Genomic DNA, 25068 nt, shown 5'->3' with positions numbered 1-25068 from the left:
ATGAGTTTGGTGTGTAAACTCTGTCGTAAAGCACGCCATAGTTACTAAGTACTTTAGCGGCTATTAAATAACTTACCCTTGTTTGCCCTATCTCAACCATTTAGCAGCGTTATCGTGGAGGATTCCATGCTTTTGTTTATCGGTTAAAAACGGCGCTGACTCGATCACCTCAATACTACCAGCAATAGCTCCCCAAAAATCGGAGCCAAAAACAATTCGATCCTCATGACCCGCCTCTATAAAGGCCTTTAAGGCTCCATAAACAAGTGGTTTGGGAACCGACATCATAGGCGACGTTTCCACCATCACATTTGGGTATTTATCTAATAAAGCGATGGCTTGTTGAACAAAGTCGGGCCTAAATGCATGGTACAACACCAACCTTAGCTGTGGATGCCGGGCAAGAATCGGTTCATATAGTTCGGGCCTCGCAAAATCTCCATTGAATGCTTCACAACACCCTGCAACACGACGCTCAGGTGGTGGACCTACATCGGCATGGACCAAAACCATGAGGTCGTATTGTGCAGCTAGCTCGTAATATGGCCTCATTCTAGGATCATCTGGCGCTACCCCTGCGTAAACATTGTAGAGCTCTCCGATTGCTCCTATTCGGCCTGCCTCGACCTCTGTACGCAACCAATCCACTTCCGGCCAATTGCCTCCATTTTCAAAACACGGAAAAAGATTTGGATCTAGTCCTTTAGAACATGGAAATGCGACGCTACCGATTAGCCGAGATGGATCTGCGCTTCGAATACGTTCGACGTCTGATGGAGGACCACCAATGACACCTTTGACGATAGAATGCGCCTTAAATGTCTCCAATAAATAACGTGTCTGAGCCCCATCAGTGGTTTCGTCTTTGCCAACAGAATACCATTTTGAGCTAGTTCCACTCGGTCCAGCGTGCAAGTGCAGGTCGATAACCGGAGACGGTGCGGCGTGGATAGGAGAAATGTAGATGATCAGTAACAGACTGACAAAAAAATAAATAGCTCTTAACGCAAACATGTAAAATCCTCCTGCAGATAATAGTCTCTTCTTTCATTATCTAACCTTTAAACAAAATGATTCTGTTGTTCGGTTTGCTCGGCTTAATAATCAACATAGATTCTCAATCTTGAAAGGACCAAACAATAACTGAGGGATTTATTAAACATAGCAAAGTGCTTAATGTAAGCAAGTTTGGCTATGGAAAACATCAGCTTTTTTAATATCCTGAGTTCTAGTAATACTCAATTATATATAAAAGAAGAGGTACAACCGCACAGGCCAAAGTGACAGCCAAACCGAATAATCCAGGTTTGACTAAATAGCTTTTCTGGGGAGCCTTAGGATTATAAAAAACATTGACGCTGCCATCATTATTTGTCTGGATTTTGTCTAACTGTTTATTGAGGATCATTTTCGCATTATGAGATGCAATGATGATCCAAGGTGATACCCGAGTACCACGATAATGCTTATTAGCAACATGGTATTCGTACAATGAATCAACTTTGTACTCTTGCTCTGAAACAATAGGAAGATGACTCCCCCACTTGTTTACAGACGCAGTTTTTAGAACTCCTCTAGCACTTGGCCATTGCCTCACAAAAACCTGCCAAATAAACGAATACAAGCACACGATCAGTAGATAGACAACAACGTAAAACAAAATCCCTTGCTTGTCGCCGCCAACAGCTAGCTGCCACATGTCACTAAAATACCCAATCATATGCTTAGAGGCCTTTTGATTTGGTAGGCTAAATCAATACTCTAGCCGAAAGTTGAGTACAAAAGATAAAAAATAGTAAAAAATTTTTATTTATTTATCCTTTAAGTTCAAAGCCTAAGACAGCTTCGCAACTGTATTTGGGGGGGATAAATGGAGATGTAGACTAGTAGTATGAAAATACGGAAAGTGTTAAGTAAGTCAACCTATTCAGTGTGCCCCTTTAGCGCTGTTTGTACTGAGTAGGACAATACCCACGTGTGATATTCTTGCTGCGTAATTTCATATGTTTAGTTGTTCGCCCAGAAACCCGCTTGCGCCATAACTTAAAACTACTTGGTTTTAACCGACTTCGCATGAACCGAATCACTTGGGGCTCAGTTAAACCAAATTGCATTTCAATTGCTTCAAATAATGTTCGGTCTTCCCAAGCCATTTCAATAATTCTTGATTCACTTTCTTCACTAAACAACATCTACTTGCCACCTCAATTTACGATGACACCTTGTACGGATTTACTGGATGTTTAGTTCAAATATTGAATCTTTTGTTGGATTGACGAATATCAGTAACTAGATCACAACTCCCCTGGGACAGGTTGGTTGTTTTTACGTTAAACAAAGTAAAATAAATCAAAAGTATTTACACAAACTCAACTCAGTCTTAAGCATTTTTCCCGCAACATTTTTTAAATTTCTTTTCGCTACCACAAATACAAGGATCATTTCGCCCAACTTTAGGGTGCTCACGCTTAATTGTTCCTTGAGCAGGCGGGCAACAACTTGTATTGCTACAGCAGCTATCTTCTACTTTTTGATTTTCACTACTTGGGCTATTCATAGGTGTAAGCTTTCCTTTTGTCGAATTAATTTTGGTTTTTCATGATGACTAAAGCGTCTGCAGCCTAGCATGAACAAAAAAATTATGGGTTTCTTGTTTAAGTGCATATTTAGCAGCGGATGCATTGTAAAGGCTTTCATCTGCTGCACCCTCCAAATTTGCGAAACCTCCATTTAATTCGAAGCAACACAACAAGAAAGAGGCAACTTTAAGAGCAATTTTAAGATTGATTTATTTTACACTATTTGGTTTTTTAGTTTAAAGCTTAATTCAGACTATTCAGCTTTTACAATGGGTAGGGCTATTTAGCGTCTCGATGAAAACGGACGCACCTTAAATGCGTCCATGTTACTTTATTTGTCTATTTAGCTAGCTTTACAATAAACTTTGACATCCCGAGGTGTGTAGATACCATAGGTGATAAAGCCAAGGAAACCATTTAGAAAAGAATATTGAGTTTCTACCTTAATAACATTTTCTGCACCGCCACAAATTTCGGCAGCGTTGGTTATTTTTTCTTGTCCAATTCCATTAACAAAAAAGTGGTCTGACTTTTTATATGTAGGAACCTCACCCCCTTCACCATTGATAGTGAACGTTTGAGTAGCACATCCTGCCAAAAGTGTCGTCGTTAAAAATAATCCCAAAACCTTTAAATGCATATTCCATCCTTTAGCATACTAATTAAAAATCCGTTGTGAGAGAAACATCACAACAGGTAAGTATATTACCCTACCAAACCAATTCTGCAACAAAATAAAGATTATCATTGATGTGGTTAGTACTCCCTGTCCGTATGATTTTACTAGGTTTTAACAAGCCGTAGATAGTACCAACGGCACTGCCCCTGCAGTTTTGTCCCTACCGCTTATTATCAACTCATAGCACTAATTTCAGCCAAGGCTGTTTCAATCTCCTGCTCATTGTTAATTAATGAAGGAGCGAATCGAGCGTAACTCGTTCTATAAGGAGTACTACTCATAATTATGCCTTTATCGTGCATTCTTTTTACCACACTTTCAGGATCGACTCCTCGTACATCAAAACAGACTAACCCCGATGAAAGTTCGCTACTATCGGGAGTATATAAGGTCACATTAGGCATTTTAGCTAGGCCATGTTTGGTTTGCTGATTCAATTGATGGATGCGGTTTTGAACATTTTTTTTGCCTAACTGAAGATGTAACTTAAAAGCTTCAGGAAGCGCCCAACGATGCTCAAAAGAATGGAAACCGCCCGGAGACATATGCTCACCTACCGGAACTTGTTCTTGCTGCATTAATCCCATCCAAACGGTGTATGAATCACTAAAACTTGGAATGACAGCTTCACTTTGTTCCCACGCTTTGTCGTTTCCCCAAATGACGCCGGTTCCTCTTGGACCAAAAATCCATTTATGAGTACCTGCAATAAAAAAATCACAGCCCAGTTCGCTCACATCCTGATTTTCAATCCCAAATCCATGCACCCCGTCAACACAAAACAAGATTTGTTGAGTAGACTTACGGGTTTTATTAATTCGCTTAATTGCGTCTGCCATTGCTCGTATTGGGAGTTTAACCCCAGTTGACGAATGTACCCATGTGGCGGCAAAAACTCGCGTATCGCGGTTTATTCCTTGTTCTAAACGAGCGACGACGTCCTTGATACTCACTTTCGCCGGGTCATCATAAAGCGAAATACGCTGGATTTTCACTCCGCTTCGGTTCGCCCGATGAGCCAATGACATATCCGTAGAATAATGATCATGAACTGTTTGCAGAATTTCATCACCAGCTTGCAACTTTAATCCGCTGTAAACCATGGCTAGCCCCATAGTTGTACTGTCGGTTAAAGCAATATTCTCACTTTTACCTCCCATGTATTGGGCCGCACTTTTTGAAATTTCACTATCAATGGTTAAATAGTTATCGTGCCAATAATCTGAAGGGTTCTCATCAAATGCACGCCGATGTTTTTCGATGGCATCCGCTACGGGTTTTGGGTGAGATGCCAACAAAAAAGTCGATAACTGTATGTAATCGTGTGTCAGTGGAAACAGTTTTCGTAATGCTTTCCAATCACCAGCGCGAACGATTGCCCCCTCCATACTCATGTCTGCAGATTGTGCTATTACTGAACCGGGGGCTAATAAACTTGCTCCGATCCCAAAACCTAAACTATTCAAAAATTCCCGTCGCTGCATCTCTCTGTCCTTTTATTTAAATAATATTTTCGACCATGAGTTTAGATAAACGAAAGCAACAAGTTGGGTTAACTGCAATGACAACTAATATCGTTGATAAACCATTTATTAGGGTCATTAAGTATAGACCACTTTCAAAATCGTGGTTTTAACAGAGAGCAGAGTGAAAAAAGGGAAGATGAAAGCCATCTATTAAGCTAATGTTTTATCAATCTATCAACTAAAGTTCAGAAGGATGTTGAAGTTGCATCGGTACATCCCCTTTTAAATAAAAAAGTGTTAGCGTCATCAAAATATTTGCTTTTAATTTAGTGCGAAATTGGCTGGCAAGGAATTAATCAACAATTTTAAGACACACTACCGAATGGCATTTATCAAGGCTTTTGCTCATCGGCAAGCATTGCCATGTATTTTACAAATCGTCTCTGTCTCGTTTCGGCTTTTTTTGCACTTATTAAACCATAAGCAATGACAAATCGACTGGATTTGTTGAGGGTCTCAAAAAATTGCTTTGCTTTAGGATGATTTTTCAGTTCAACAAGAAAGTCATTAGGCACTTCCATATCACTTACTGCATAAGCATTTTCCCAACGACCATCAGCTTTAGCAGCACGAACATGAATGAGCCCTGGCTCCTTCATCCGCCCTTCCCTCAGCAAGTTTTCAACATGTTTAGTGTTTCTTTTAGACCAGTTACTTCGAGCTGTTCTAGGAGTGATCCTTTGAAGGTAAGCTTGCTCATCAATTGACTTTTTTACCCCATCTATCCATCCCACACACAAAACTTCCATCACCACATCGTCCCAAGAAACGCTCTGAATACCTGAGTTTTTCTTGAATATTTTTATCCACAACTCGTTTTCAGTTGCGTAGTTTAAACTGAGCCAATCTCGCAGCGCTTTCGGTGTATCAAATGTCATTGTTTTCATTGATTGAACTTCACGTATTTTCTTTAGTGCCTGTAATAACAATGGAACGACAATCACCAATGGCATAAGGGCCTTTAGTAAATTTTAACGATACAAAGTGATACTCCAAATCACAATACTCATAAATCGACTCTATTTGTGAATTTGTAGTATCAAATCTAGCAACAATTAAGTTTTCACTTTTATGAAGAATTAAAATTGAGTCGAGTGAAATAGAAGTTAAAAAGTCTTCTTGTGGCATCCCAACTTTAGGTTTAGGTGCGTTAATAAAAGTAGCCACTAAAATATCCCTAAAGGTTAACGGATTATTATTATCAGCTGTTATTACCTCTTTTACTTCTGGTTTATGCAGAGCAGAACATGCACCGAGTAAAACCACCAATGTAGCCACTAGACAAACTCTTACTATCTTCACTCGCCCTCCTTTAATAATTAATCGTAATACTGTTTAAATTTATCAATATTGTTATTTCAACCAACTAAAAATCAGTTAGGTGATACATTATCATTCTGGCAGTTCATCAAATTTTGACACATTATTTAGCTCTTTATGCCAACTTGCTTCACTTCTCAAAAAGATTTGTGCAGTGGGGAGTATTGAAATCTTGCTGTCCAAACTTCCAGCCGGAACAACAAGCATATCGTCGCTCTGCGCACTGGGTAATGCCGAGCCACATATTTTACAAAAGCTTTTGTTGTGACGTGTGCCAGGAAGAGTAAAAGAAGACACAGCGTCTGCACCAGAACGCCAAATTAATTTAGCTGAATGTGAGAATAAATTTGCAGCATGGGCGGAACCTGTATCTTTTTGACAGTGCTTACAATGACAAACATAAAAACTATCAAAGTCCCCTTGCACTTCAAATTTTACAGTTCCACACAAACAAGAACCGAAATGATCACTCATAACCCCTCCTAAATATTACCTCTTACAACACCAAAATGAATCGTCTGTTTTAACGCTAAAAGTTAGTAAAACATACTACAAAGAGCAATTCCAAGAATGCTCATTTTTCATATACAACGTTCAACTGACATTGCTAATTTTTCAATACCATGTGACGGAGTCCATCGTTTAAACTCCACAAAACCATGCTTTTTGTATAAATTAATTGCAGAGGTATTGGCAACAGCTGTTTCCACAATGGCTTCTGAAAAACGAAATTTCTGTAGCACATAGATTAGCAATTTATCAGCAATGCCTTGCCTAAAATAATTTGGGTCAACCGTTAAACTATGAATTTCTAGGCAATTGTCATGTAATTCAAACTCGATAATTGCGGCGAGATTTTTATTCGCAGTAAAACCATAAAATAATGATTTTGAATTTTCAATATGATTGATGTTGCGAGACAGTGGAGGAAAATCAATCACTCCAATAAGCAAAGCTTCAACTTTATAAGAATTTTGAAATATAGTGAAAATTTGAGCTGCCACTTTTTCATGGGAATTATTAAGTTTGTTGATCATGCTAGTCCCTTTCACAATGAACACCCACAATGGCCGCCAGTATAACCCAAGATATTAACGCTAAAAGTGAGCCTAATACCTTTGCTATTGAACGTAATTCATCCATGGTTTTAGCGTAATACTATCATGTAGAAATGAAACCGGAGTAGTAACCTACTCTACGATACCCACTGTTTTAGTTTCCGCTGGTGTTTTGATTATATTTACAATTTAATCAACGCTGGCTGCTCACCTTGGTACAAATAAACCGGGACAATTTCTTTTTTCCCGTTGTGTTCCCTAAGTTGAAAATAGTTTTCAGTACATTCGTAAGAATACGAGTTATTTTCTCGCGGGATAAGTTTTTGCTTAACTTCACCTTTATATTGAGAATAAAGTGTGCCGTCTTCAAATGAAATATGTAAAACGTTAGAGTCTGGAGCACGGTAATTACCCACTAGAGACTTCGCCGTAGCACTCACTTCTTTTTCACCTACTGGTTTAGGTGATAAACCTAATTGCAGCGCAATCATGTCTAATAACACAGGACCGGGATGCTTAGTATCTATGTTAGTAAAAGCTATTGCGGTTAAGTCTTCACTTGGGAAGTATACATTCCAGGCAAAAAAACCGGGCACCATGCCTTGATGACTATAACTTTCTAAGCCGCTGATTGGGTATATATCCAAGCCATACCCATAATGAACAGAATCATTATTTTCCAATTTAGCTCTGGTAGACATTAACTGATAACTACTCTTTGAAACAACTTCACCTGATTTTAATGCATTATTCCAACGGTTCATGTCTTCGAGGTTAGAAGCAATGGCACCGGCCGAATAGATCCAGCTACGATCAACTTTCCAAGGTCTTTCTGTAAATTCATCGGGGCTAAGATACGTTTGGGGTTCATTGCGGCTACTTGTGTAACCCTTTACATTATCTAAAGAGGTTCCTTTAGTAATAACAAAAGTATTATCCATTTTCAGGGGTTTAAAAAAGGTGTTCAGCATAAACTTCTCATAAGAGGTGCCAGATGAAACTTCAATCACCTTACCGAGCAGAATGTACCCCAAATTTGAATAACTATATTTTTGACCTGGCTCAGAAATAACAGGTTGCTTACTAATATTATCAATAACCTCATCAAGCCTAGCATATTTGTTATACACCCTACTGACAGAGGGATCGCCCAAATAATCTGGTAGGCCTGAAGTATGACTTAGAACACTATCAAGGGTTAAGTCTTTATATTCTGGATTAATATCAGGTATAAACTTCCCAAGCGTATCTTGCAACGATAGCCTATTTTTTTCTGATAGTTTCAATATAGCGGCCGCCGTAAACGTTTTTGTAACTGAGCCAATTTGAAATATATCGTCTACATTAAGGGGCTCCATTGTTTCGATATTCCCTAGCCCCACACCCCGCTATAAATATGTTTTCCTGATTGTTCCAACCTAACAACCATTCCTGGCGCTTTAGCAGTATTATGGCACTGTAGAATTGCTTCAAAATTAGGTTGTTGTGCTATAGCATTTAGTGCACATACTCCAATACACACACTAACCAATTGGGACTTAAACACGTAGGAAACACTCCATTACTTGATGTAAATATAAGGTTTTTATAAATGGTGGGCGTTATTGAGCGTCCAATAAAGGCCGTTTTTAGCCTCAAACCATATTTAATAAATTAGTTATGTGATGAATTCAACATCACTAAGACCACCGCTAAGGTGATTTTTAAAAGATTCATTTTTAACAATGGGAAAACCAATGGGAAAAGTAAAACTTGGTATTATGCCGGAAGAAATTTGATTATAAGGTGAAGAAAAATAACCAACATCCCCTGCTACTTTTTTAACTCTTTCAAGTTTGATGATTACTTCACCTACTTGTATTTCATCTTCTATCTTTCCATAGCCACTTAATGCTTAAGCTTATTTATTGTTTCCACCTTGCTTCCCGAATGCGGGTTTAAGTCTATCGGATAGATCATCTTCGATGATTTGCAGTACTTCCTTACACTCGGAATACTGCTTAATGGTTATTTTATAGTTTGAGCGAAACCAATGTTTGAGATGCAGAGCGTAGGTACCGGCATGTCCCTCACCTTTATGCTGTTCGATTCTTTTTCGTACGCCTGTTGTTGATGAGCCTACATACATAATTTTTGATGGAGAGTTTAACTTTGCGCACTTCCTCTCGTTCTTATTTTTATACCGAGAAAACACCTCAAAAACGGCTTCTTCACTCCCGTCGACTTGTTCGATAACGTAAATTGCCTGCTTCATTCCATCGAGTTGTGACAAATTTTGAAGGACAAACTCGTTTACTGGCGATGCTGCCTTAGCCTTTTCGCAATTTTCTATCAGTCTATCGATAAAGCTCTTATTACTTCTAGAATAGGATGAATCCACGTACCTTAACCTGTAAAACTAACGGTGAAAATATAGGGTTTACATGCCCCATTTCTTAGACTTAAAAAGCAGAACAACTTTTGGCTTTCGATATATCTATTTAAACGCACGTACTGTACTGCTAATTAGTGCATTTTGCTTTATTTTGTTCAGAATACGTAACCCAAATTAATCAAAATGCCAACGCCTTTATCTTTGCTTTCTTGCTCTCCACCAAAAATTTGTGTGTACTCATCTTCTTCATAATAAGTTATACCTGTGCCTAATTCCCAGCCTTTGTTATTAAAACCATTAAAGTGATAATTATAGGTTATGCCTCCAAACACAGTGTCTGAACTGAGGATCCCATACATTTTTCCAGCATTAAGCCCCCATGAGTGATGTGTATTCTCAGAAAACTGTCTCTTCATTCCAACGGAAAATCCCGGGAAACCCAGCCCTACAAAATATTTAGTTTTATCACTCTTAATGGCAAATTGCGTACCAAAACCACCGTATTGACTACCAGCACCGACTGAAAAGTCATAATCTACTGCCTCACTCATCGTTGAGAAACTAACCAGCAAAATCATCATTAAAAATTTATACATTGAACCTTTTCCTTATTGTATAAAACTCCCCCTAACAGAGTGCACAAAAACATGTATTGCACTTAGTTAGGCACAAGCATTAGCCGATGGTTGGGATAATTGTGACAGAAAAAACAATCCCATATAGCTTACTAGAATAAAACAACCCAAGAGAACCAAATAGAACATTAAGAACAAACTGTTTCAAGTAGCTTTTTATACCGAGAAAACGCCTCGAAAACTCATTCTTCACTCCCATCGAGTTGTGACAAATTTTGAAGGACAAACTAGTCTACTGCCGATGCTGCCTTAGCCTTTTCGCAATTTTCTATCAGTCTATCGATAAAGCTCTTATTACTTCTAGAATAGGATGAATCCACGTAACTTTACCTGTAAAACTAACGGTGAATATATAGGGATTTTAGAAGTGCTTTTAAATTCCCTCAATGATGATTTGTTATTTGCAATCAGCCCAGCGAATGATAAATAAGCGCAGCGTATTAAAAGCAAGCGAATCCCTCCACTCACCTACGCTTTCTGCCCATTTTAATCCCAAGGGCTTTATTTCTAGCCTGTTTTTTTTGTTTACCTGTATTGCTTCTTTTTTCTGCTTGATTTTGTTTAGACAAATCAGGTTCATACCCGGGCAACCATTGTGATATCAATGCTGTACCCAGTACTTTTTCAACTGCGTCAAGTAAATATTTTTCATTAGGGCTCATCAAAGAGACCGCCAATCCGGTATTACCAGCTCGGCCCGTGCGTCCAATACGGTGAATATAATCTTCAGCTACAAAGGGTAATTCGTAATTGATTACATACTGCAAATCAATAATATCAATACCTCGTGCTGCTACATCAGTGGCGACAAGTGCTCTGACTTTACCTTGCTTAAATTCCGCTAATGCCCTTTCTCTAGCGCCTTGTGATTTATCACCGTGAATAGATTCAGTTTTAATGCCGTCTTTACACATTTCTTTGGCTAAGGCATCTGCGGTTTGCTTGGTGCGCGTGAAAACAAGCACTTGTTGCCAGTTTTTTGAACCTATTAGAAAAGACATGAGCTCTCGTTTACGATCTTTATCTACCGTGTAAAACAGTTGTTCAATTTGTGTGGCTGCGGCATTGCGCTCATTGACTTCAATTAGCACAGGATTTATGAGTAAAGTTTTACTCATACGAAAAATGGCATCGTCGAAAGTGGCCGAAAATAGTAACGTTTGTCGTTGCTCAGGCAAGCGCTTCAAAATACGATTGATTTCGTCTTTAAAGCCCATGTCTAACATACGATCGGCTTCATCAAAAACGATGACCTGGAGCTGGCTTACATCAACACTGCCTTTGGCAATATGATCTAGCAATCGCCCCGGCGTAGCGACTAAAACATCAACACCTTGCTCTATAGCGGCAATTTGCGGATTAATACTAACCCCACCGTAGGCAACTGCCACATTCAACTGAATATTTTCAGCATAAGCAACAAAGCTGTTAAACACTTGCTGCGCCAACTCACGTGTTGGTGTTAATACTAACGCACGGATCGGCCGTAAGCTTTGAGTGTGTGTCAGTAGAAGTTGCAAAATTGGTAAAGCAAACGCTGCGGTTTTACCGGTGCCTGTTTGCGCACCGGCCATTACATCTTTACCTTCCAGAATTTCTGGAATTGCTTGCGCTTGAACCGGTGTAGGACACTCATAACCTAAAGCTTCAACAGCATCAGTCAGAGATTTATCTAAAAATAGTGAAGAAAAACGCATTAATAACAATCGATGTTTGATGAATTATTCTCTTTATACCATCTCTGACTTGTATCCCAAACACTTAAGCCATTTATTCAATCAGTTATAACAATTTCACCATTCGCTTAATGCCATTTTTTATTAAGTGCTATTTTTATAAAATGCGACTTAACTCAACCGACACGTTTTTATTGCAGCCAACCTAAAAAGACTCCCACTGCTAATGACTTTTTGTTTATGAGAAGAGCAAAATTGAGTAAGCTGAAATTAAGCAGAACTACGGTGATGTATAAAACGATAGAAATAGGCTCGGGTCACTTGAGGCTTTTAGTCAGCAAGTCGTTGTCCAACTACAGCAATAACATAGAATGTGTCCAAAAAGTTTATTATATAATTTTATGGCAAACGTAAAATCACCTTGTTGCATAATGCAGTAAAACTAATAGTAAATGAGTTGGTCGAAATGTATGATTTATATAAAAGAACAATAATAGATCTTGATATTTTGTAATCAACATAGAACTTGCTTGTTAGATATCACATACTTTATTGTAAGAAATCGGATGCAAAGCCCGCATAAAAAGGAATCAGTATTGCGTTTATGGATTAGTTTAGCATTTATTTTGGGAATTATAGCAAACGCACATGCTTCGAAAGTCGATGAAGCTTTGCAATTTAAACGTACTTTAAATACCCAAGACGGCTTGTCTCAAATAACCGTTTACGACATCGAACAAGATCTTAATGGTTTTATCTGGCTGGCGACTCAAAGAGGAATAGATAGATTTGACGGGGCATCTTTCGTTAATTTTGAGCAAACTGCTACTACAGAAAATGGCTTACGCTCTACCCGTGTTAATGATCTTGAATTAAATAAAGAAAATGGCAATTTGTGGTTGGCCACCGCAAACGGACTACACCAGCTAAATGCTGAATCAGGAAAAATGGAAGATATTAAGCTTTCATCCGGCACAGATAAGAGTTACCAACGTGTAACAGCTTTGCATTTTGATCAAAACAACGACCTATGGCTTGAAGCTGACTCCAAATTATTCACCAAATCAAATTTAGCAGACAATTTCCAAGAAGTAATAATACCCAACCCTCCCGAACATCTAACAGTATTTGAAATAGTATCAGATCACCAAAATATTCTGTATTTTGCCACTAATGCTGGCGTACTAAGGCTAAATACACAAACAAAAGAGTGGTTACCCGCTTTAATTAGTGATGTTTTAGTGTGGTCAGTATTTATCGACTCAAATCAAAATTTATGGGCTGGAACAAATGGTAAAGGAATCTTTCACTTTGCCTCTGACGAAAATTATGAACAGGTTTCAAAACAAAATATTTCTACAGAGCAAGGTTTGTCTCATGGCATTGTTAATGATATTGAACAAACTAAATCCGGCGATGTTTGGGTGGCCACTAATTTCGGCATAAATATTTTCCCAAATGTAAAAAATGAAAAAAACCTTTCACCAATACAAATTCCCGAATCAGACTCAGATAGTCAATCAAAAATAAACACCTTGTTTATTGACTCTTCAGACCAAGTTCTTTTTGGCACGTTAGTCAATGGTTTTAGTATTGTTTCTCCGCAATCATTGCTATTTCAAAAAGTTTTAATAGATAAAAATAAAGTCACTTATGCTACCGAATTTGACAAACATGGAACGCTCTGGGTGTCTTCCCCGGAAGGTCTTTGGAAAGTACCACCAACCCTAGTTGCTAACCAATTATTGAACTTTGAAAAAGGTGATATCAATCAAGGCGCTAAAAATATTCTTTTAGGAACGCATTATTCAGAGACCAATGACGTTTTATGGATAGGTACCAGAGTGGGATTAGCCCGCCTCAATGACAATAAAATCACGCTATCAAGTGCAGGTTTTGAGGGTATACCAATATACTCAATAGAAAGTGATAAGCAAGGAAACCTATATATTGGGACCGTATCTAACGGCTTGTATCATTATAATCCCAATAGCAGAGAAATAATTCATCATTATGAATCAGACAGGGTGTTGGGTATTCACGTCAGTGGGCCAGACAAAGTATGGTTAGCAACGCCGAAAGGATTAATAAAAGTAAACCCCCTTAATAAGACTCAAATCAACTATACCCATCACGCTAGTGGGGCTAACTCTCTACCTGGCAATTATGTAACGTGGATCTCAAAAAAATCGAATAATCAGTACTTAGTGGCAATTCAATCAAAGGGCTTGTTTGTCATGACTGAAGATGAAGCCACTGGCAGTTTACAATTTACAGCGTTATTTCCTTCAAGTGGATTAAAAGATGCTTCGATCGCCGCAATTGAACAGGATCAGCAGCAAAACTATTGGGTTAGCAGTATTAAAGGCATAGCTAGAATATCAGCAGATTTATCAACCTTAAAATTTTATGACACTACTGATGGAACGGCTGCTGGCGGATATTTTATTGGTGCTAGATCTATTGATGTAAACGGTCGTATATTTTTTGCAGGGGCAAATGGCGTAACACATTTTCATCCGGACGAAATTGTCAGACCGAATATTGACCCAAAGTTACACCTAACTAACATCGATATTTTAAATGAAAAACGTGGAAGTCGACAAATAAACGCAGCCAACAAACCTTTGTCATCAATAAGTGATTCAACTTTGGCTTTGGAACATAGTGATATTGTTGTGACATTTGAATTTGCGGCTACTGAGTTAGTTGCTCCTGACAGAATAAAATACGCCCACAGGCTAATTGGCTTCAACTCCCAATGGCAAGAGCTTAAAAGCAATAAACGCTCAATCACCTATACTTCTTTAGATGCTGGTAATTATGTACTTGAAATTAAAGCAACTAATAGATACGGCACATGGTTAACTGAATATGTGTCAATGAATATAAACGTTTCACCTGCCTGGTATGGGTCAAATATCGCGATAGTATTTTGGATACTATTAGCCGTGCTCACTGTCTATTCTTATGCGCGCTGGCGGTCTTACAGTCTTTTCGTGCGTTCCCAAAAATTAGCAAATGAAGTGACGAACAAAACAAGGGATTTAGCACTAGCTAATGACAAACTACGCAAGCTATCAGATTTAGACCCCCTTACTAATATCTATAATCGCAGAGGTTTTACCCACGCAGCCTTAAGCAAACTCGCTGAATCCAATGAAAGTAATAAGGTTTTTAGTATTGTTTTATTTGATATAGATTTTTTCAAAAGTATAAACGATAACTATGGCCATGATGTGGGTGATGAAGCTTTGATCGCGATATCTCAAAAAATTGAAAACTCTTTAGGTTTAGATGACAAACTAGGCCGCTGGGGAGGCGAAGAGTTTATTGCATTGTTGGTCACCGACAATATTGAAATTGCCTTTAAAATAGCAGACAGAGTAAGGCAACAAGTGTCGACGTTAAGGCTCAAAGGTCTAGCGAAAGACTTTGAAATAACACTTTCAGGTGGTGTAGCAATTATGCCGGCAGATAACAATTTAACTAGCTGTATAAAACAAGCTGATACATTGCTTTTTCAAGCTAAAAAAAATGGGCGGAATCAAATTGCATATGAGCAGCTAAGCTAGTTTAATAAGCCATATTGAGGACAAAAATCAAACAAATGGTGTTTAAGTTACATCCATATTGGTAAAATAAGGTTGTTATTCAGGGTTGCTAGCATTGCAAGTCAGATGGGACGGTTGAATAACGTTCATCGGAAACATCATGTCAAATGGCTATTGCATTACAAAACGAAGTAAAAAGTCCTAAACACAAAATTAAGAGTAAAGGAAAAGTTGACCATTACAGGGCTTGAATATTTCAGGTAAATCAGTGGCTAACAAAAAGCCTGAATGTTCTGTGAAAACAACTTTTTCGATGTACTGAATATTATGCCATTTTGCTTTGCGTACAGGTTTAATTCATCGCTATTTTGTTTCGCTCCTAAAACTAAAAGCACAAACAAACTCATTGATATTAACTACTCTTTCTTAAGGTATTAATTTAAATCTATATCGTCTTACACAACAAGTTGTGTTTTTAGGATGATGTAACTTGTTAGGTGATTTTAGTCGCAAAAAACCCAAATGTTAGTTTTTGATTTTAACGCTTTTTTGTAAACCCTTAACAATATATCTAGTTGTTGAATTAATTGATTATTGTCAGAAAACAGCTCTTTTATTTGGTTTGTTTCCTTTATTAAAATTTCTAACTCGTCAGCAGTATATTTTGCGTCTTTATAGTAATCCCCTAGCCTATTAAATAATGGAAATCTCCCTTCTGGTAAGCCATAGCGATTAAATATTAATTTATGAGACTGTAAATCAAATGATGCATCCACACTTTGATAAGTCGCTTCTTTGCTATTATTCGCAATGTGAAAGTCTAGTGACATTTTTTAACTCGACCTTTTCCTACAACCTTAACTTCCCGCATAACGGGCAAAGCGGGTGTTTATGCACTTGTTGAATGCCATCCCATTAATTGACTGGTTTTGCATTTTTGTATTTAAACCGTCTTAGGTTTCTTTGCCGGTTATAATCACTCACTGAGGCAAAGCCAATGATTATTGAAATCGGCCAGTCAACAATTATTCCAAAACCAAATGCCAGAATGGTTGGGATAATTGTGACAGAAAAAACAATCCCATATAGCTTACTAGAATAAAACAACCCAAGAGGACCAAACAGAACATTAAGAACAAACTGTTTCAAGTAGCTTTTTGTTTCAATTCCACTTTTCAATTAGATCTACCTTGCAATTATTGAACTTGCTGTTCATTCCCCCCTAACCCTCCAAGGTTACAGACAGCTTTGTGACACCGCATATACCTTACTTTTTTTAGTGCGTTCCAGCGCACCCAAAAGGTGTGTTAAATATGTTGCTGATTCGACACATACATTGTTTTTTCACCTTGGAAATCATTAAATAATTTTTCATGGGCAAGTTTGGAAAAGGTATCTGTACGAGCAGTATATTGCGCAATCCAATCGATTAGCATTTCTAAATTTGCATCCTGAGCTTCTTTGTTTTCATATTTGTGAGGCTCCCATGGACGATTTTTGGCATTTTCAATACAAGCCGAGACTGGCAAATTAAGAAAAATGACTTCCGTTGCTTGTGCTGTTACAAGTTCCAATAGATCGGAGTAACAACCCTCAATAACCCAGCCACTGTTGGTCGATAAAAAATCATTAATCAACTTACCCGACTCTGACATAGGCAATCGTTTTGGTGGAGTAATAGGTTTCCAAGCCACAGTATCGAGATCCAAGTGAGCTAGGTTATTTTGCAACGATAACTCTTTTGCTAACGTTGATTTACCTGAGCCTGAATTTCCGAAAATTACGACTTTACTCAAAACTATTCCCTCAATGTAAAACACCTCATTATGAAGCTTTTAAATAACGATTATAATTCGAAGTTCAGCGAATGTTAATTCACTGTAGCATGAACACTTAATCATCTACATCAACTAAATATGTAGACGGTTGTCCATTTTCAAAGCAGCTTAGCTGCTGCCTCAGACATCTTTTTATAATCGTGACCGACGTCAGACACTACTTGCAAACGCCAATTGAATTCAATTTTCTGATTAGTCCGTTCTTTACAATAACGCCATTGTATCTAGTTTTTTGCATAGCTCATTTAAACCTGCAATACGCTGGCATGCAATTGTTGGTGGTTGCGAATTTTTACTGTTTAACCAAATTGCTGTTACACCTGCTTCTATTGCGGGAATAATATCGTTTTCTAGGCTATCCCCAACCATTATCAAGTCTGATGGTTTTGTATTTAGTACGTGAGCTATTGTAAGGTAAAACTCTTTGCTTCCTTTGCCAATACCAATATTCCCTTTGCAAAAGTAGCCGGAAATAAATGAGGATAAGCCCACTTTTTCAAATGCAGTTTCGATTTCTGCTTCAGTTGAATCTGCTGCATTTGTAGCAATGTACACTGGCGAATGTGAAGAAATTGATTTTAAGGCCTCAAGAGCACCAGAAGTAGCCTCTACTTTTTTCCAATGGCACATTTTTCCTTTTTGATTTGGAAAGTCGACCATAAGTGTGTTGCCCCAGTCAAAAAGATACGTTTTAGACAATGATTTCTCCTTGCACATAACATTCGCATAACGGGCAATAACACCTAGGTTAAAATGGGAGCGAACCGACCCAACTCAAGTGTTGTTCTCCCTATGAACCCGCGAGCGAGTTTATGGTTTTGTTGTGCGATCGTTTGCTGTAAATGTTGGATACGAGAACTCGGAAAGTTTCTCACTTTCGCCCCACAGCCAATCTGAAAGGGCTTTGCTATTCGCAAGCTTGCTTACCTTTTTAGGTTGACAGTCTTTATAATAATTACCAGTCTTTGAATTAGGCTGTGAAAGAAAAACTCCGGTTTGCGCTCCCTTTTCTGGGGTTCTCGCGATTACCTTTCTAAAAAGCGGATAAATAAAAGCCAGAGTTTTTGGAAAAGCTTTTTTTAGCATTTCTGTATCAACAATACCCGGGTCAAAACAGTTAACTGAAATTTGTGTATTGTGGAGTAAGGATGCAAGCTTTTGGGTAAATAAAATTGAATACAATTTGCTATTGCAATACGCTTTTTCGGAACTATAGCGTTCCATTAATTGGATATCATGAGTGGACGGACTTGCATCCTTGTGCCTGAAAGATGCTGTATTTACGATACTTGCTTTCTCTGCTTTTAACAGCAATGGAAGTAGTTTTCCTGTTAATACAAAAGGTGCAAGGTGATTTACAGCAAGCGTCATCTCAATATCATCTTGTGAAAACGCAATTTCATCACTAGACCATACACCGGCATTATTTACTAAAATGTCGACTTTAAATGCCTTAGTTTGAATTTCCTTGACTGCGCTATCAATTGAGGAAAAAGAATCTAGTCTGCAATGAATAAAATGGACGTCATTTTTTAATGGCTTATCTGAGATTAGACGTTTAAATTTACTTTCATCGCGTCCAAGAACGAAAAAACAACATTGTTTGGACTCGTCCATTTGATAGAGCCAATTAACTCCAAACCCTGAAGTCGCTCCAGTGATCACAACTGTTTCCATTTTAACTCCATGTATGACGTCCTGTTAACAGGCTAAATAAAGTTGGCTAAAATTAAGCGACAATGGAGTAAAAGCAAAGGTATTTAGTCATTGCTAAACAATTTGTTAACTGCCTTTTCGTATAAACCTTGCGATTTCGCAGTCTTCCGGCACTCGTTCAACACGTTTATCAATATTATCAGAAACAGATACCAATTCAGAACGTTCTGGAAGTTGCTTGGGTAATCTTATGTTTTTAACTACTCTGAGATTGTGTAAAGCGTTTAAAACCCACCAACCAGGATCTGGTTCGTCCTTGTACAAACCTAACATTGCAGAACCCGGATAGGCATGATGATTGTTATGCCATGCTTCGCCCATGGATAGGAAACCCGCAATTCTAATATTATGACCTTGCACAGCAGCTCCCTCAACTTCCCAAGTTCTATCACCTTTATTGTGAGCAAAATAACCAATTAACCAGTGACCGCCCACAGAGATTACTATTCGGACAGAAACTCCCCATACTAACCAAGAAATACCACCAATAAGATATAGAGGAACTGCTATAACTAATTGTTGAAGCAACCAAGTTTTTTCTAAGAATAGGTAAAATTTATCTAATGATACTGATTTTTCTATATTGAACTCAGGAGGATCTTTTAGTTGAAGATCACAGTTTAACTGCCACCAACCGTCCTTTAATATTTTAGAACCATGTAATAAATAATCATGGCACTTCTCTTGTCTTTGTGCCCAATCTCGAAGGTCATGTTGAATCATCATGCCTATTGGGCCCGCCATTCCAACTAATACACCTAGATATACAAATAAGTATTCCATCCTTTTCGGACATTCATATGAGCGATGGATGAGTAATCGATGCATTCCTAAAGAATGCCCAAAACATAATGTAATACCTGTAAGCATAATAAATATAAAAACTGCTGAAAGAGATATAGTGAACGGGGCGATAAAAATAGTCATCAATAGATGAGTTAGAAACCAAACCGATTTAATCGGCTTCCATTTTACGGTGCCTGTAAAAGCACTCATTTCATCATTTGAATATACTCTTTCCGTATTGAGCATGACTATCCTGTAGCTACTAACGCATACAATAACGGGAAAAATTGAGTGCTTTGACACAAAGTGCCAGCAAGGCTTTTTCCCAATGAGCGAAGCGAATGATGTTTATTATTTTGTTAGGTACGTGCTTCATACGGGCTAATGGTGCTTTTACCAACACTCATTATTAAAGAGCACTAAACAAAGCCTATAACAGTGTTTTAAAGAATCCAAATAATGCCGATATCAATACAAAAAGACCACAAAAAACTATTAATGCCCAATTGAATACCATGACCGCCCGCCAACCGATAGATTGAAATCTAAAATACTCTCTATTCTTTTTTTTCAGCAATATTAAAGACGTCGGAATTACAGTGACAGCATAAACCATAAAAGCTAAAACATTTGTACCTATAAACCCCATAGTTACGGCAGCACCTGAGTAAAGCGGTGTCTCCGGTGATATATCTTTAAACACGTATTCACCAATTGCGATTACAAAAACAGGAAATAGCAGTCCGAGAAACTGAAAAATTTTAACTATCATGTGAGTCCTTAACGCTTTTTATAAATGGCGCTCGTTTTTTGCGCGTCCAGTGAAAGCCGTTTTTTGGCCGTAACAGTGTTTAATAAATTTGTTATGTGGCTCATTGCGTTACCATATATGGCTCTACAATTAAGAACCATCCTTTTTGCGACATACATTCAACTATAAAGGCAAACCTGATATCTCTTTTTGGTATTTGGTCATCTATATACCGTTTCGTGACATTTTTACTACACGTACTAAAGTCTAATTCTGCAACGTTTAAATCACTTACGGCAGAGGGAACTCCAAGCTTTCTGGTCCAAGTAGTTAAGTAGCCAAAATAGCTAAAACGTTGTTGGTTAGAAAATTCAATTTCAAAGTTTTGGCTTTGGTTAGTGGAACAGCCTAGCAATGTATAAAGAATCAAAATAGTTATAAAAAATCTCATTCGTATAAAGCCACATAACGCTTAAGCTAAGCGGGAAACGCGAACGTTTTGCCGCAGCCAGTGAGTGGTTTTCCGATTGAGCTTTTGTTAGGTGCCATAGTACCGCCGAACCTTATTTGACATAAAAAGATATACCGTAATTGCTGAAGGAATTATTGCAAAAAATGCTAGTGCGTAATAGTTAGCAGCTAAAAGTGATGGAGTTAAGATAGCAAGAGCTACTACAACACAATAAAATTGACGAGAAAATTTAAGCCGCCAAAGAAGTGATATCCCTGCCATTGGCATAAAGCTCCCTATTAAAATCAGTGGTACACCAAATCCTCGCTCCCAAATTTGAGGGTACTCCAATATCTCTCCGTTATAAGAAAAGGTTCCAAACATTCCCGGAATTAAAGCTTTGAGCAGCAGTAATATACAAAACAACGCCATACCTGTTAGGACTTTTAAAACTGAGGGCATTTCCTTGAACGAATTGAACATGCCAAGATTTTCAACTCCCACTGTTATGCTTTTCTTTTAATATTTCCATGATTATGTGGGATACTTCTTTTTGTACATCGTCATCGTACCTAATAGATCCGTCTTCCCAAATTTCGTATCTTATATCTCTTTTCTCTAACTCTTCAATTAGCAATACACGCTCTTCGCCATTTATAGTTGAACCAGCTTTCATTGGCTTCGCACAAAATGAAAGAAAAAACGATATTAAAACTACAATCAAATATTTCATAATTAACTATTCATATAACACCGTGCTAAGCGGCAAAAAAGGTTGACTAAAATTAGCGACGAAGGAGCGCAAGCCAACCTTTATGGGGACGCCCCTGAACACTTTGTTATATGCCGGTTTCTTCACACTTTTTGATGAAAATATCGGATAATTCACCTTGCAAAGGTTTGTCAGATTCATCAGAAAGCTTAAGTTCCGATTCTAGCTCTGAGTAACCACTACCATCAATAATTGAAAGTAAAGATGCAATTGAATCTTGAGAAACTTGCTTCATCAACTTAACAATTAACTCGCGTTCACCTTGATTACTTTTGTCGTAGAAAGCTAATAATTCTTTCCAGTAAGGATCTGTGACCTCATTTCTAGGTATCTTTTCCAGCATACTCTTATAGAAAGTAACATTCTCGTTTACTGTACGAGTCAATATTTCATCAACTAAATGTTCAGATTTCACTGGAATCCTTAAGCATCATTTTTTGCGTAATATATGATGCGTTCAATGAGTTGTTTACTACTCTCTGACTTCAAGTCTTGAACTAACTCAGATACTAAAAACACCTCAAGAAAATATTCGTATGTTGATGGAACAATATTAGGCGCACCACCATCTTTTTGCTCTTCAGCGATAACAACAGTTGAGTCTGCCGACCACTTTTTTGAGCTATCGATCCAGATAGTTTCCTCTGAATTCTATTTTTCAATTTGCGCGATAGCTTCCTGCAAAATCACAAAGTTTCCTTAGGCATATAACTTTGGCATAAACGGCACAAACACAGCGAGCGTAGCAAGTGTTTAATGCGCTTGTTATGTCACAATTGGTAGGCAAAACTCAGTTCTCTCAATTGATATTTAGTAACGTCCTCTGATCTATAGCCACCAATACCACTAAATTTCATATTAATAGTAACTTCATCAGTTCCAACGGAGATATTATAGGAAGGGCTACCTAATTCAATTTCTAATGCTTCTTCGACTGCTTTAAAATTCTGCTCGAAAAATGGCTTACCATTGATAGTTAAATTACTTATTTCGTATTTAGTGTTAATGGTATTAGGATACTCAGCTAGTGCTTCAGAAAGACTACCGCCGATACTGACTGCTCTAAATCTGTCTCTAGAAATCAGTAAGCTTACCGATTTGCCGTAAAACAAAAGAGTTCGATTCTTATTAATTCGATAGTAGCCATTTGGCTTACCAAGCGCAGCCTCAACTTCTTTTTGAGAAGAAAGCCATTTAGCACCTAAAAAACCTTCATTTACATTGATATCTAGATTGTCTGCATTAACCAAACTAGGTAGTAAAAAAATAATTAGTACAAATACTTTCAAAAAATCCTCCGTATTACATAACTCTTCAATATGGAGCGCGTGCTGTTTGCGCATCCCAAACCAACTTGTTGGCTGAACATAATTGACTTGTTATGAGTCAATGCCCAACACCTTTAAATCTAGTTTTAGCCCTTGCCGAGTTCTTGCAGCGACATAGATTGCTCTATTAAGCGCATCAACTAATTCTTCTTCTCTAGGAGCAATCTCATGAACCACGTAATGTCCAAAACTTAAGTCATAGAGCTTTTGCCTATCGCTGTTTTTACCTTCAAAAAATGAAAATAACCAGTTTAATTGGTTTTCAATAGATTCAAACAATTGCGGCAGAATAGCTGAACGCTTTTCCCTACACATAATTAGGGCTTGTTATGGCGTAAACCGAATTACCGCGGCTTTGCCGCCACAATCAGTTTGAACAACAACATTGATTAAAATTATTACCCTAGACTAAACCAAACTGCCAGAAAACTGCAACTATTGATAAACGTTACTTTGAACTGATTTTGATAAAACTGGTTTGAGATAAAAGGATTATGAGTTGAATAATACGCTGCCCGATTGTGGAAAAAGCAGTAATTACCTCGGAGAAATACGGAAAATATCAGCCTTTGCGCTAAACAGTAATCTGAAAGGCTAAAGCGCTATAACTTTTAAATAAGGGGCGCAGGCATAATGGCGAAGCCGCCTTGCGTGTTTACGTTCCAGTCCGCGCAGCAAGCGAACTTGATTTTTTGTTAAGTGCCAGCCACTTTCTACTGCCGCCATAACTTTACTGTGCCCAATAAATAAAACGTACCATAAATACAGCATACAATTGAGCTTACTAACCAAAAGGTTATTGAATTTTGATGTACCACAGGGTCTGAAGTTAGAAATGGACCAACTAAGCCTGCGATGCCTCGTAACAAATAAATGGCAGTGATTAAAACTAAACAAGTTTTAAGTAGTGGAAATTTAACGATGATACCTGCACCAGAAAAAGCATATAAGCCCCAACCGGCAAGTATTGAAGTAATAATCAAAGTCACAATTGTTGGATACGGGTCACCCTGCGCAGCGAGTTGAGCCATGCGTTGACCAGCACCAAAAAAAAGATACCAATCTGGACCGCCAAAGATACAACTAATATGAAGCAATGCAGCCAAGATGCTTAGACTGCCGGCGATTATTAGTTCATTATTCCTGCGCATTCAAATTCCTTTTGGCACACAAACCTTAACATATAGGGATTTTAGGAGCGCTTTTTCAGCGACTAAAATTCCCACCCTGATGTTTTTGTTATATGCCGTTTAGCATAAGAAAAAACTGAATTAAACACAATAAAAACAATGAAATAGAAACTTTGAAAGTAATTTTATACTTTTTAGCAAGCTGCTCTGCACTTGATTTATATATGGGAAAGTTTTCAGGCTTACCAAGCAAAATACCGATAAATTGGTCATGATATTCAAAGCCTGAACGCAATGATAAAACGCTATTTTCACCTAGCAAATGTACTTTAAGCCTCACGTAAAAAAACATAAAGATTAAAAAGCTAACAACTAGCAACATAAATGTTAGAAGAGCCAAAACTACTTGAATATTCATAGGCATATGACGCTTAAGCTAAACAAAAAACGCGAGCGCATTTGGGCGAAGTCCAGCAAGTGCTTTTCCGGTTCTTTTGTTTGTTAGAAGTAAATTCTTTAACCATTACTTTGAGTCGTTGATAGGTCACGTTTAAAAACCAAAACAATCAAATAGATTAATGCTATTGGCGGAATGATTGCTGTAAAAAAGCCGATTAAAGAGACTAAAAACGGTGTTTCTGTTTTACGCTTGCCTAAGTAGTAACAAATTACAGCCATAAATAAAGCTAAGACTACTATTAATTCACCGAACAATGTCGCGTTGATATTCATTATCTAAAATTCTCCTTTTACTTTGGTGTTACCCACTAAAAGTGGACATCCTAATTATGCATGACGCGCTTCAAACTCCATTGGACTGACATAGTCTAATGTCGAATGTTGTCGTATGCGATTATAAAATATTTCTATGTACTCAAAGATACTGGATTTCAGA

General features: G+C 37.8%; 31 protein-coding genes. 1 reads left to right on the top strand and 30 read right to left on the bottom strand.

Features of this window, described 5'->3' with window-relative positions:
- Positions 1–87: 87 nt before the first annotated feature.
- The 14 genes from ABJV04_RS06760 to ABJV04_RS06695 all read right to left on the bottom strand — a co-directional run bounded on the left by ABJV04_RS06760 (position 88) and on the right by ABJV04_RS06695 (position 11868).
- The gene (locus ABJV04_RS06760; RefSeq protein WP_348490550.1) at positions 88–1014 is read right to left on the bottom strand and encodes an amidohydrolase family protein; all 927 of its coding nucleotides are present in this window, start codon (positions 1012–1014) and stop codon (positions 88–90) included.
- A gap of 214 nt (positions 1015–1228) precedes the next feature.
- Positions 1229–1699, bottom strand: a complete 471-nt coding sequence (locus ABJV04_RS06755) for a DUF3592 domain-containing protein (RefSeq protein ID WP_348490549.1) — start codon at positions 1697–1699, stop codon at positions 1229–1231.
- 241 nt (positions 1700–1940) lie between these two features.
- Complete coding sequence (locus ABJV04_RS06750; protein WP_348490548.1) at positions 1941–2192, bottom strand: TIGR03643 family protein; 252 nt, start codon at positions 2190–2192, stop codon at positions 1941–1943.
- A gap of 188 nt (positions 2193–2380) precedes the next feature.
- The gene (locus ABJV04_RS06745) at positions 2381–2557 is read right to left on the bottom strand and encodes an SEC-C metal-binding domain-containing protein (protein ID WP_348490547.1); all 177 of its coding nucleotides are present in this window, start codon (positions 2555–2557) and stop codon (positions 2381–2383) included.
- Positions 2558–2922: 365 nt separating this feature from the next.
- Positions 2923–3219, bottom strand: a complete 297-nt coding sequence (locus ABJV04_RS06740; RefSeq protein ID WP_348490546.1) for a Bor family protein — start codon at positions 3217–3219, stop codon at positions 2923–2925.
- Between the two features lie 212 nt (positions 3220–3431).
- On the bottom strand, positions 3432–4742 hold the full coding sequence (locus tag ABJV04_RS06735; protein WP_348490545.1) for an aminotransferase class V-fold PLP-dependent enzyme: 1311 nt from the start codon (positions 4740–4742) through the stop codon (positions 3432–3434).
- A gap of 374 nt (positions 4743–5116) precedes the next feature.
- Positions 5117–5671: a YdeI/OmpD-associated family protein gene (locus tag ABJV04_RS06730; protein ID WP_348490544.1), complete on the bottom strand. Its 555-nt coding sequence runs from the start codon at positions 5669–5671 to the stop codon at positions 5117–5119.
- A 10-nt stretch (positions 5672–5681) separates the two neighbouring features.
- Positions 5682–6086, bottom strand: a complete 405-nt coding sequence (locus ABJV04_RS06725) for a hypothetical protein (RefSeq protein ID WP_348490543.1) — start codon at positions 6084–6086, stop codon at positions 5682–5684.
- A 90-nt stretch (positions 6087–6176) separates the two neighbouring features.
- Positions 6177–6578, bottom strand: a complete 402-nt coding sequence (locus ABJV04_RS06720) for a GFA family protein (protein ID WP_348490542.1) — start codon at positions 6576–6578, stop codon at positions 6177–6179.
- 107 nt (positions 6579–6685) lie between these two features.
- Complete coding sequence (locus ABJV04_RS06715; RefSeq protein WP_348490541.1) at positions 6686–7141, bottom strand: N-acetyltransferase; 456 nt, start codon at positions 7139–7141, stop codon at positions 6686–6688.
- A 203-nt stretch (positions 7142–7344) separates the two neighbouring features.
- Positions 7345–8520 carry a serine hydrolase domain-containing protein gene (locus tag ABJV04_RS06710; protein WP_348490540.1) on the bottom strand — a complete coding sequence of 392 codons (1176 nt, stop codon included), beginning with the start codon at positions 8518–8520 and terminating at the stop codon, positions 7345–7347.
- 542 nt (positions 8521–9062) lie between these two features.
- Positions 9063–9542 carry a GIY-YIG nuclease family protein gene (locus tag ABJV04_RS06705; RefSeq protein WP_348490539.1) on the bottom strand — a complete coding sequence of 160 codons (480 nt, stop codon included), beginning with the start codon at positions 9540–9542 and terminating at the stop codon, positions 9063–9065.
- A 149-nt stretch (positions 9543–9691) separates the two neighbouring features.
- Positions 9692–10132 (bottom strand): hypothetical protein, encoded by a 441-nt coding sequence (locus ABJV04_RS06700; protein WP_348490538.1) that lies wholly within the window; start codon positions 10130–10132, stop codon positions 9692–9694.
- Positions 10133–10635: 503 nt separating this feature from the next.
- Positions 10636–11868 (bottom strand): DEAD/DEAH box helicase, encoded by a 1233-nt coding sequence (locus ABJV04_RS06695; RefSeq protein ID WP_348490537.1) that lies wholly within the window; start codon positions 11866–11868, stop codon positions 10636–10638.
- 545 nt (positions 11869–12413) lie between these two features.
- Between ABJV04_RS06695 and ABJV04_RS06690 the strand changes: the two genes are divergently transcribed.
- Positions 12414–15422, top strand: a complete 3009-nt coding sequence (locus ABJV04_RS06690; RefSeq protein WP_348490536.1) for a diguanylate cyclase — start codon at positions 12414–12416, stop codon at positions 15420–15422.
- A gap of 482 nt (positions 15423–15904) precedes the next feature.
- Here ABJV04_RS06690 and ABJV04_RS06685 read toward each other — a convergent pair whose 3' ends face one another.
- From ABJV04_RS06685 to ABJV04_RS06610, 16 genes are all read right to left on the bottom strand, one after another.
- A complete protein-coding gene (locus tag ABJV04_RS06685) occupies positions 15905–16231 on the bottom strand; it encodes a hypothetical protein (protein ID WP_348490535.1) in 327 nt (108 codons plus the stop codon).
- A gap of 85 nt (positions 16232–16316) precedes the next feature.
- Positions 16317–16580, bottom strand: a complete 264-nt coding sequence (locus ABJV04_RS06680) for a hypothetical protein (protein ID WP_348490534.1) — start codon at positions 16578–16580, stop codon at positions 16317–16319.
- 128 nt (positions 16581–16708) lie between these two features.
- The gene (locus ABJV04_RS06675) at positions 16709–17197 is read right to left on the bottom strand and encodes an AAA family ATPase (protein ID WP_348490533.1); all 489 of its coding nucleotides are present in this window, start codon (positions 17195–17197) and stop codon (positions 16709–16711) included.
- Between the two features lie 246 nt (positions 17198–17443).
- Complete coding sequence (locus ABJV04_RS06670) at positions 17444–17938, bottom strand: HAD family hydrolase (RefSeq protein ID WP_348490532.1); 495 nt, start codon at positions 17936–17938, stop codon at positions 17444–17446.
- 111 nt (positions 17939–18049) lie between these two features.
- The gene (locus tag ABJV04_RS06665) at positions 18050–18916 is read right to left on the bottom strand and encodes an SDR family NAD(P)-dependent oxidoreductase (protein ID WP_348490531.1); all 867 of its coding nucleotides are present in this window, start codon (positions 18914–18916) and stop codon (positions 18050–18052) included.
- A gap of 105 nt (positions 18917–19021) precedes the next feature.
- Positions 19022–19987, bottom strand: coding sequence for an acyl-CoA desaturase (locus ABJV04_RS06660; RefSeq protein ID WP_348490530.1), 966 nt, complete (start codon positions 19985–19987; stop codon positions 19022–19024).
- Positions 19988–20171: 184 nt separating this feature from the next.
- A complete protein-coding gene (locus ABJV04_RS06655) occupies positions 20172–20513 on the bottom strand; it encodes a hypothetical protein (protein WP_348490529.1) in 342 nt (113 codons plus the stop codon).
- A 517-nt stretch (positions 20514–21030) separates the two neighbouring features.
- Positions 21031–21447 (bottom strand): hypothetical protein, encoded by a 417-nt coding sequence (locus tag ABJV04_RS06650; protein WP_348490528.1) that lies wholly within the window; start codon positions 21445–21447, stop codon positions 21031–21033.
- Positions 21437–21676, bottom strand: a complete 240-nt coding sequence (locus ABJV04_RS06645; RefSeq protein ID WP_348490527.1) for a hypothetical protein — start codon at positions 21674–21676, stop codon at positions 21437–21439. Before ABJV04_RS06645 ends, ABJV04_RS06650 begins: the two co-directional genes overlap by 11 nt.
- A gap of 106 nt (positions 21677–21782) precedes the next feature.
- Positions 21783–22130 carry a hypothetical protein gene (locus tag ABJV04_RS06640; RefSeq protein ID WP_348490526.1) on the bottom strand — a complete coding sequence of 116 codons (348 nt, stop codon included), beginning with the start codon at positions 22128–22130 and terminating at the stop codon, positions 21783–21785.
- Positions 22131–22485: 355 nt separating this feature from the next.
- Positions 22486–23004 (bottom strand): hypothetical protein, encoded by a 519-nt coding sequence (locus ABJV04_RS06635; RefSeq protein ID WP_348490525.1) that lies wholly within the window; start codon positions 23002–23004, stop codon positions 22486–22488.
- Between the two features lie 90 nt (positions 23005–23094).
- Positions 23095–23358 carry an immunity protein Tsi6 family protein gene (locus tag ABJV04_RS06630; RefSeq protein WP_348490524.1) on the bottom strand — a complete coding sequence of 88 codons (264 nt, stop codon included), beginning with the start codon at positions 23356–23358 and terminating at the stop codon, positions 23095–23097.
- A 398-nt stretch (positions 23359–23756) separates the two neighbouring features.
- Positions 23757–24194, bottom strand: a complete 438-nt coding sequence (locus ABJV04_RS06625; protein ID WP_348490523.1) for a hypothetical protein — start codon at positions 24192–24194, stop codon at positions 23757–23759.
- Positions 24195–24282: 88 nt separating this feature from the next.
- On the bottom strand, positions 24283–24591 hold the full coding sequence (locus ABJV04_RS06620; protein ID WP_348490522.1) for a hypothetical protein: 309 nt from the start codon (positions 24589–24591) through the stop codon (positions 24283–24285).
- Positions 24592–24689: 98 nt separating this feature from the next.
- Positions 24690–24905, bottom strand: coding sequence for a hypothetical protein (locus ABJV04_RS06615; RefSeq protein WP_348490521.1), 216 nt, complete (start codon positions 24903–24905; stop codon positions 24690–24692).
- A gap of 54 nt (positions 24906–24959) precedes the next feature.
- A partial coding sequence (locus tag ABJV04_RS06610; protein ID WP_348490700.1) for an IS3 family transposase occupies positions 24960–25068 on the bottom strand: 109 nt, incomplete at its 5' end.

The organism is Aliiglaciecola sp. (assembly GCF_039982535.1).
In the GTDB taxonomy this organism is placed as follows: Bacteria; Pseudomonadota; Gammaproteobacteria; order Enterobacterales; family Alteromonadaceae; genus Aliiglaciecola.
This window is presented reverse-complemented; position numbering and strand designations above follow the sequence as displayed.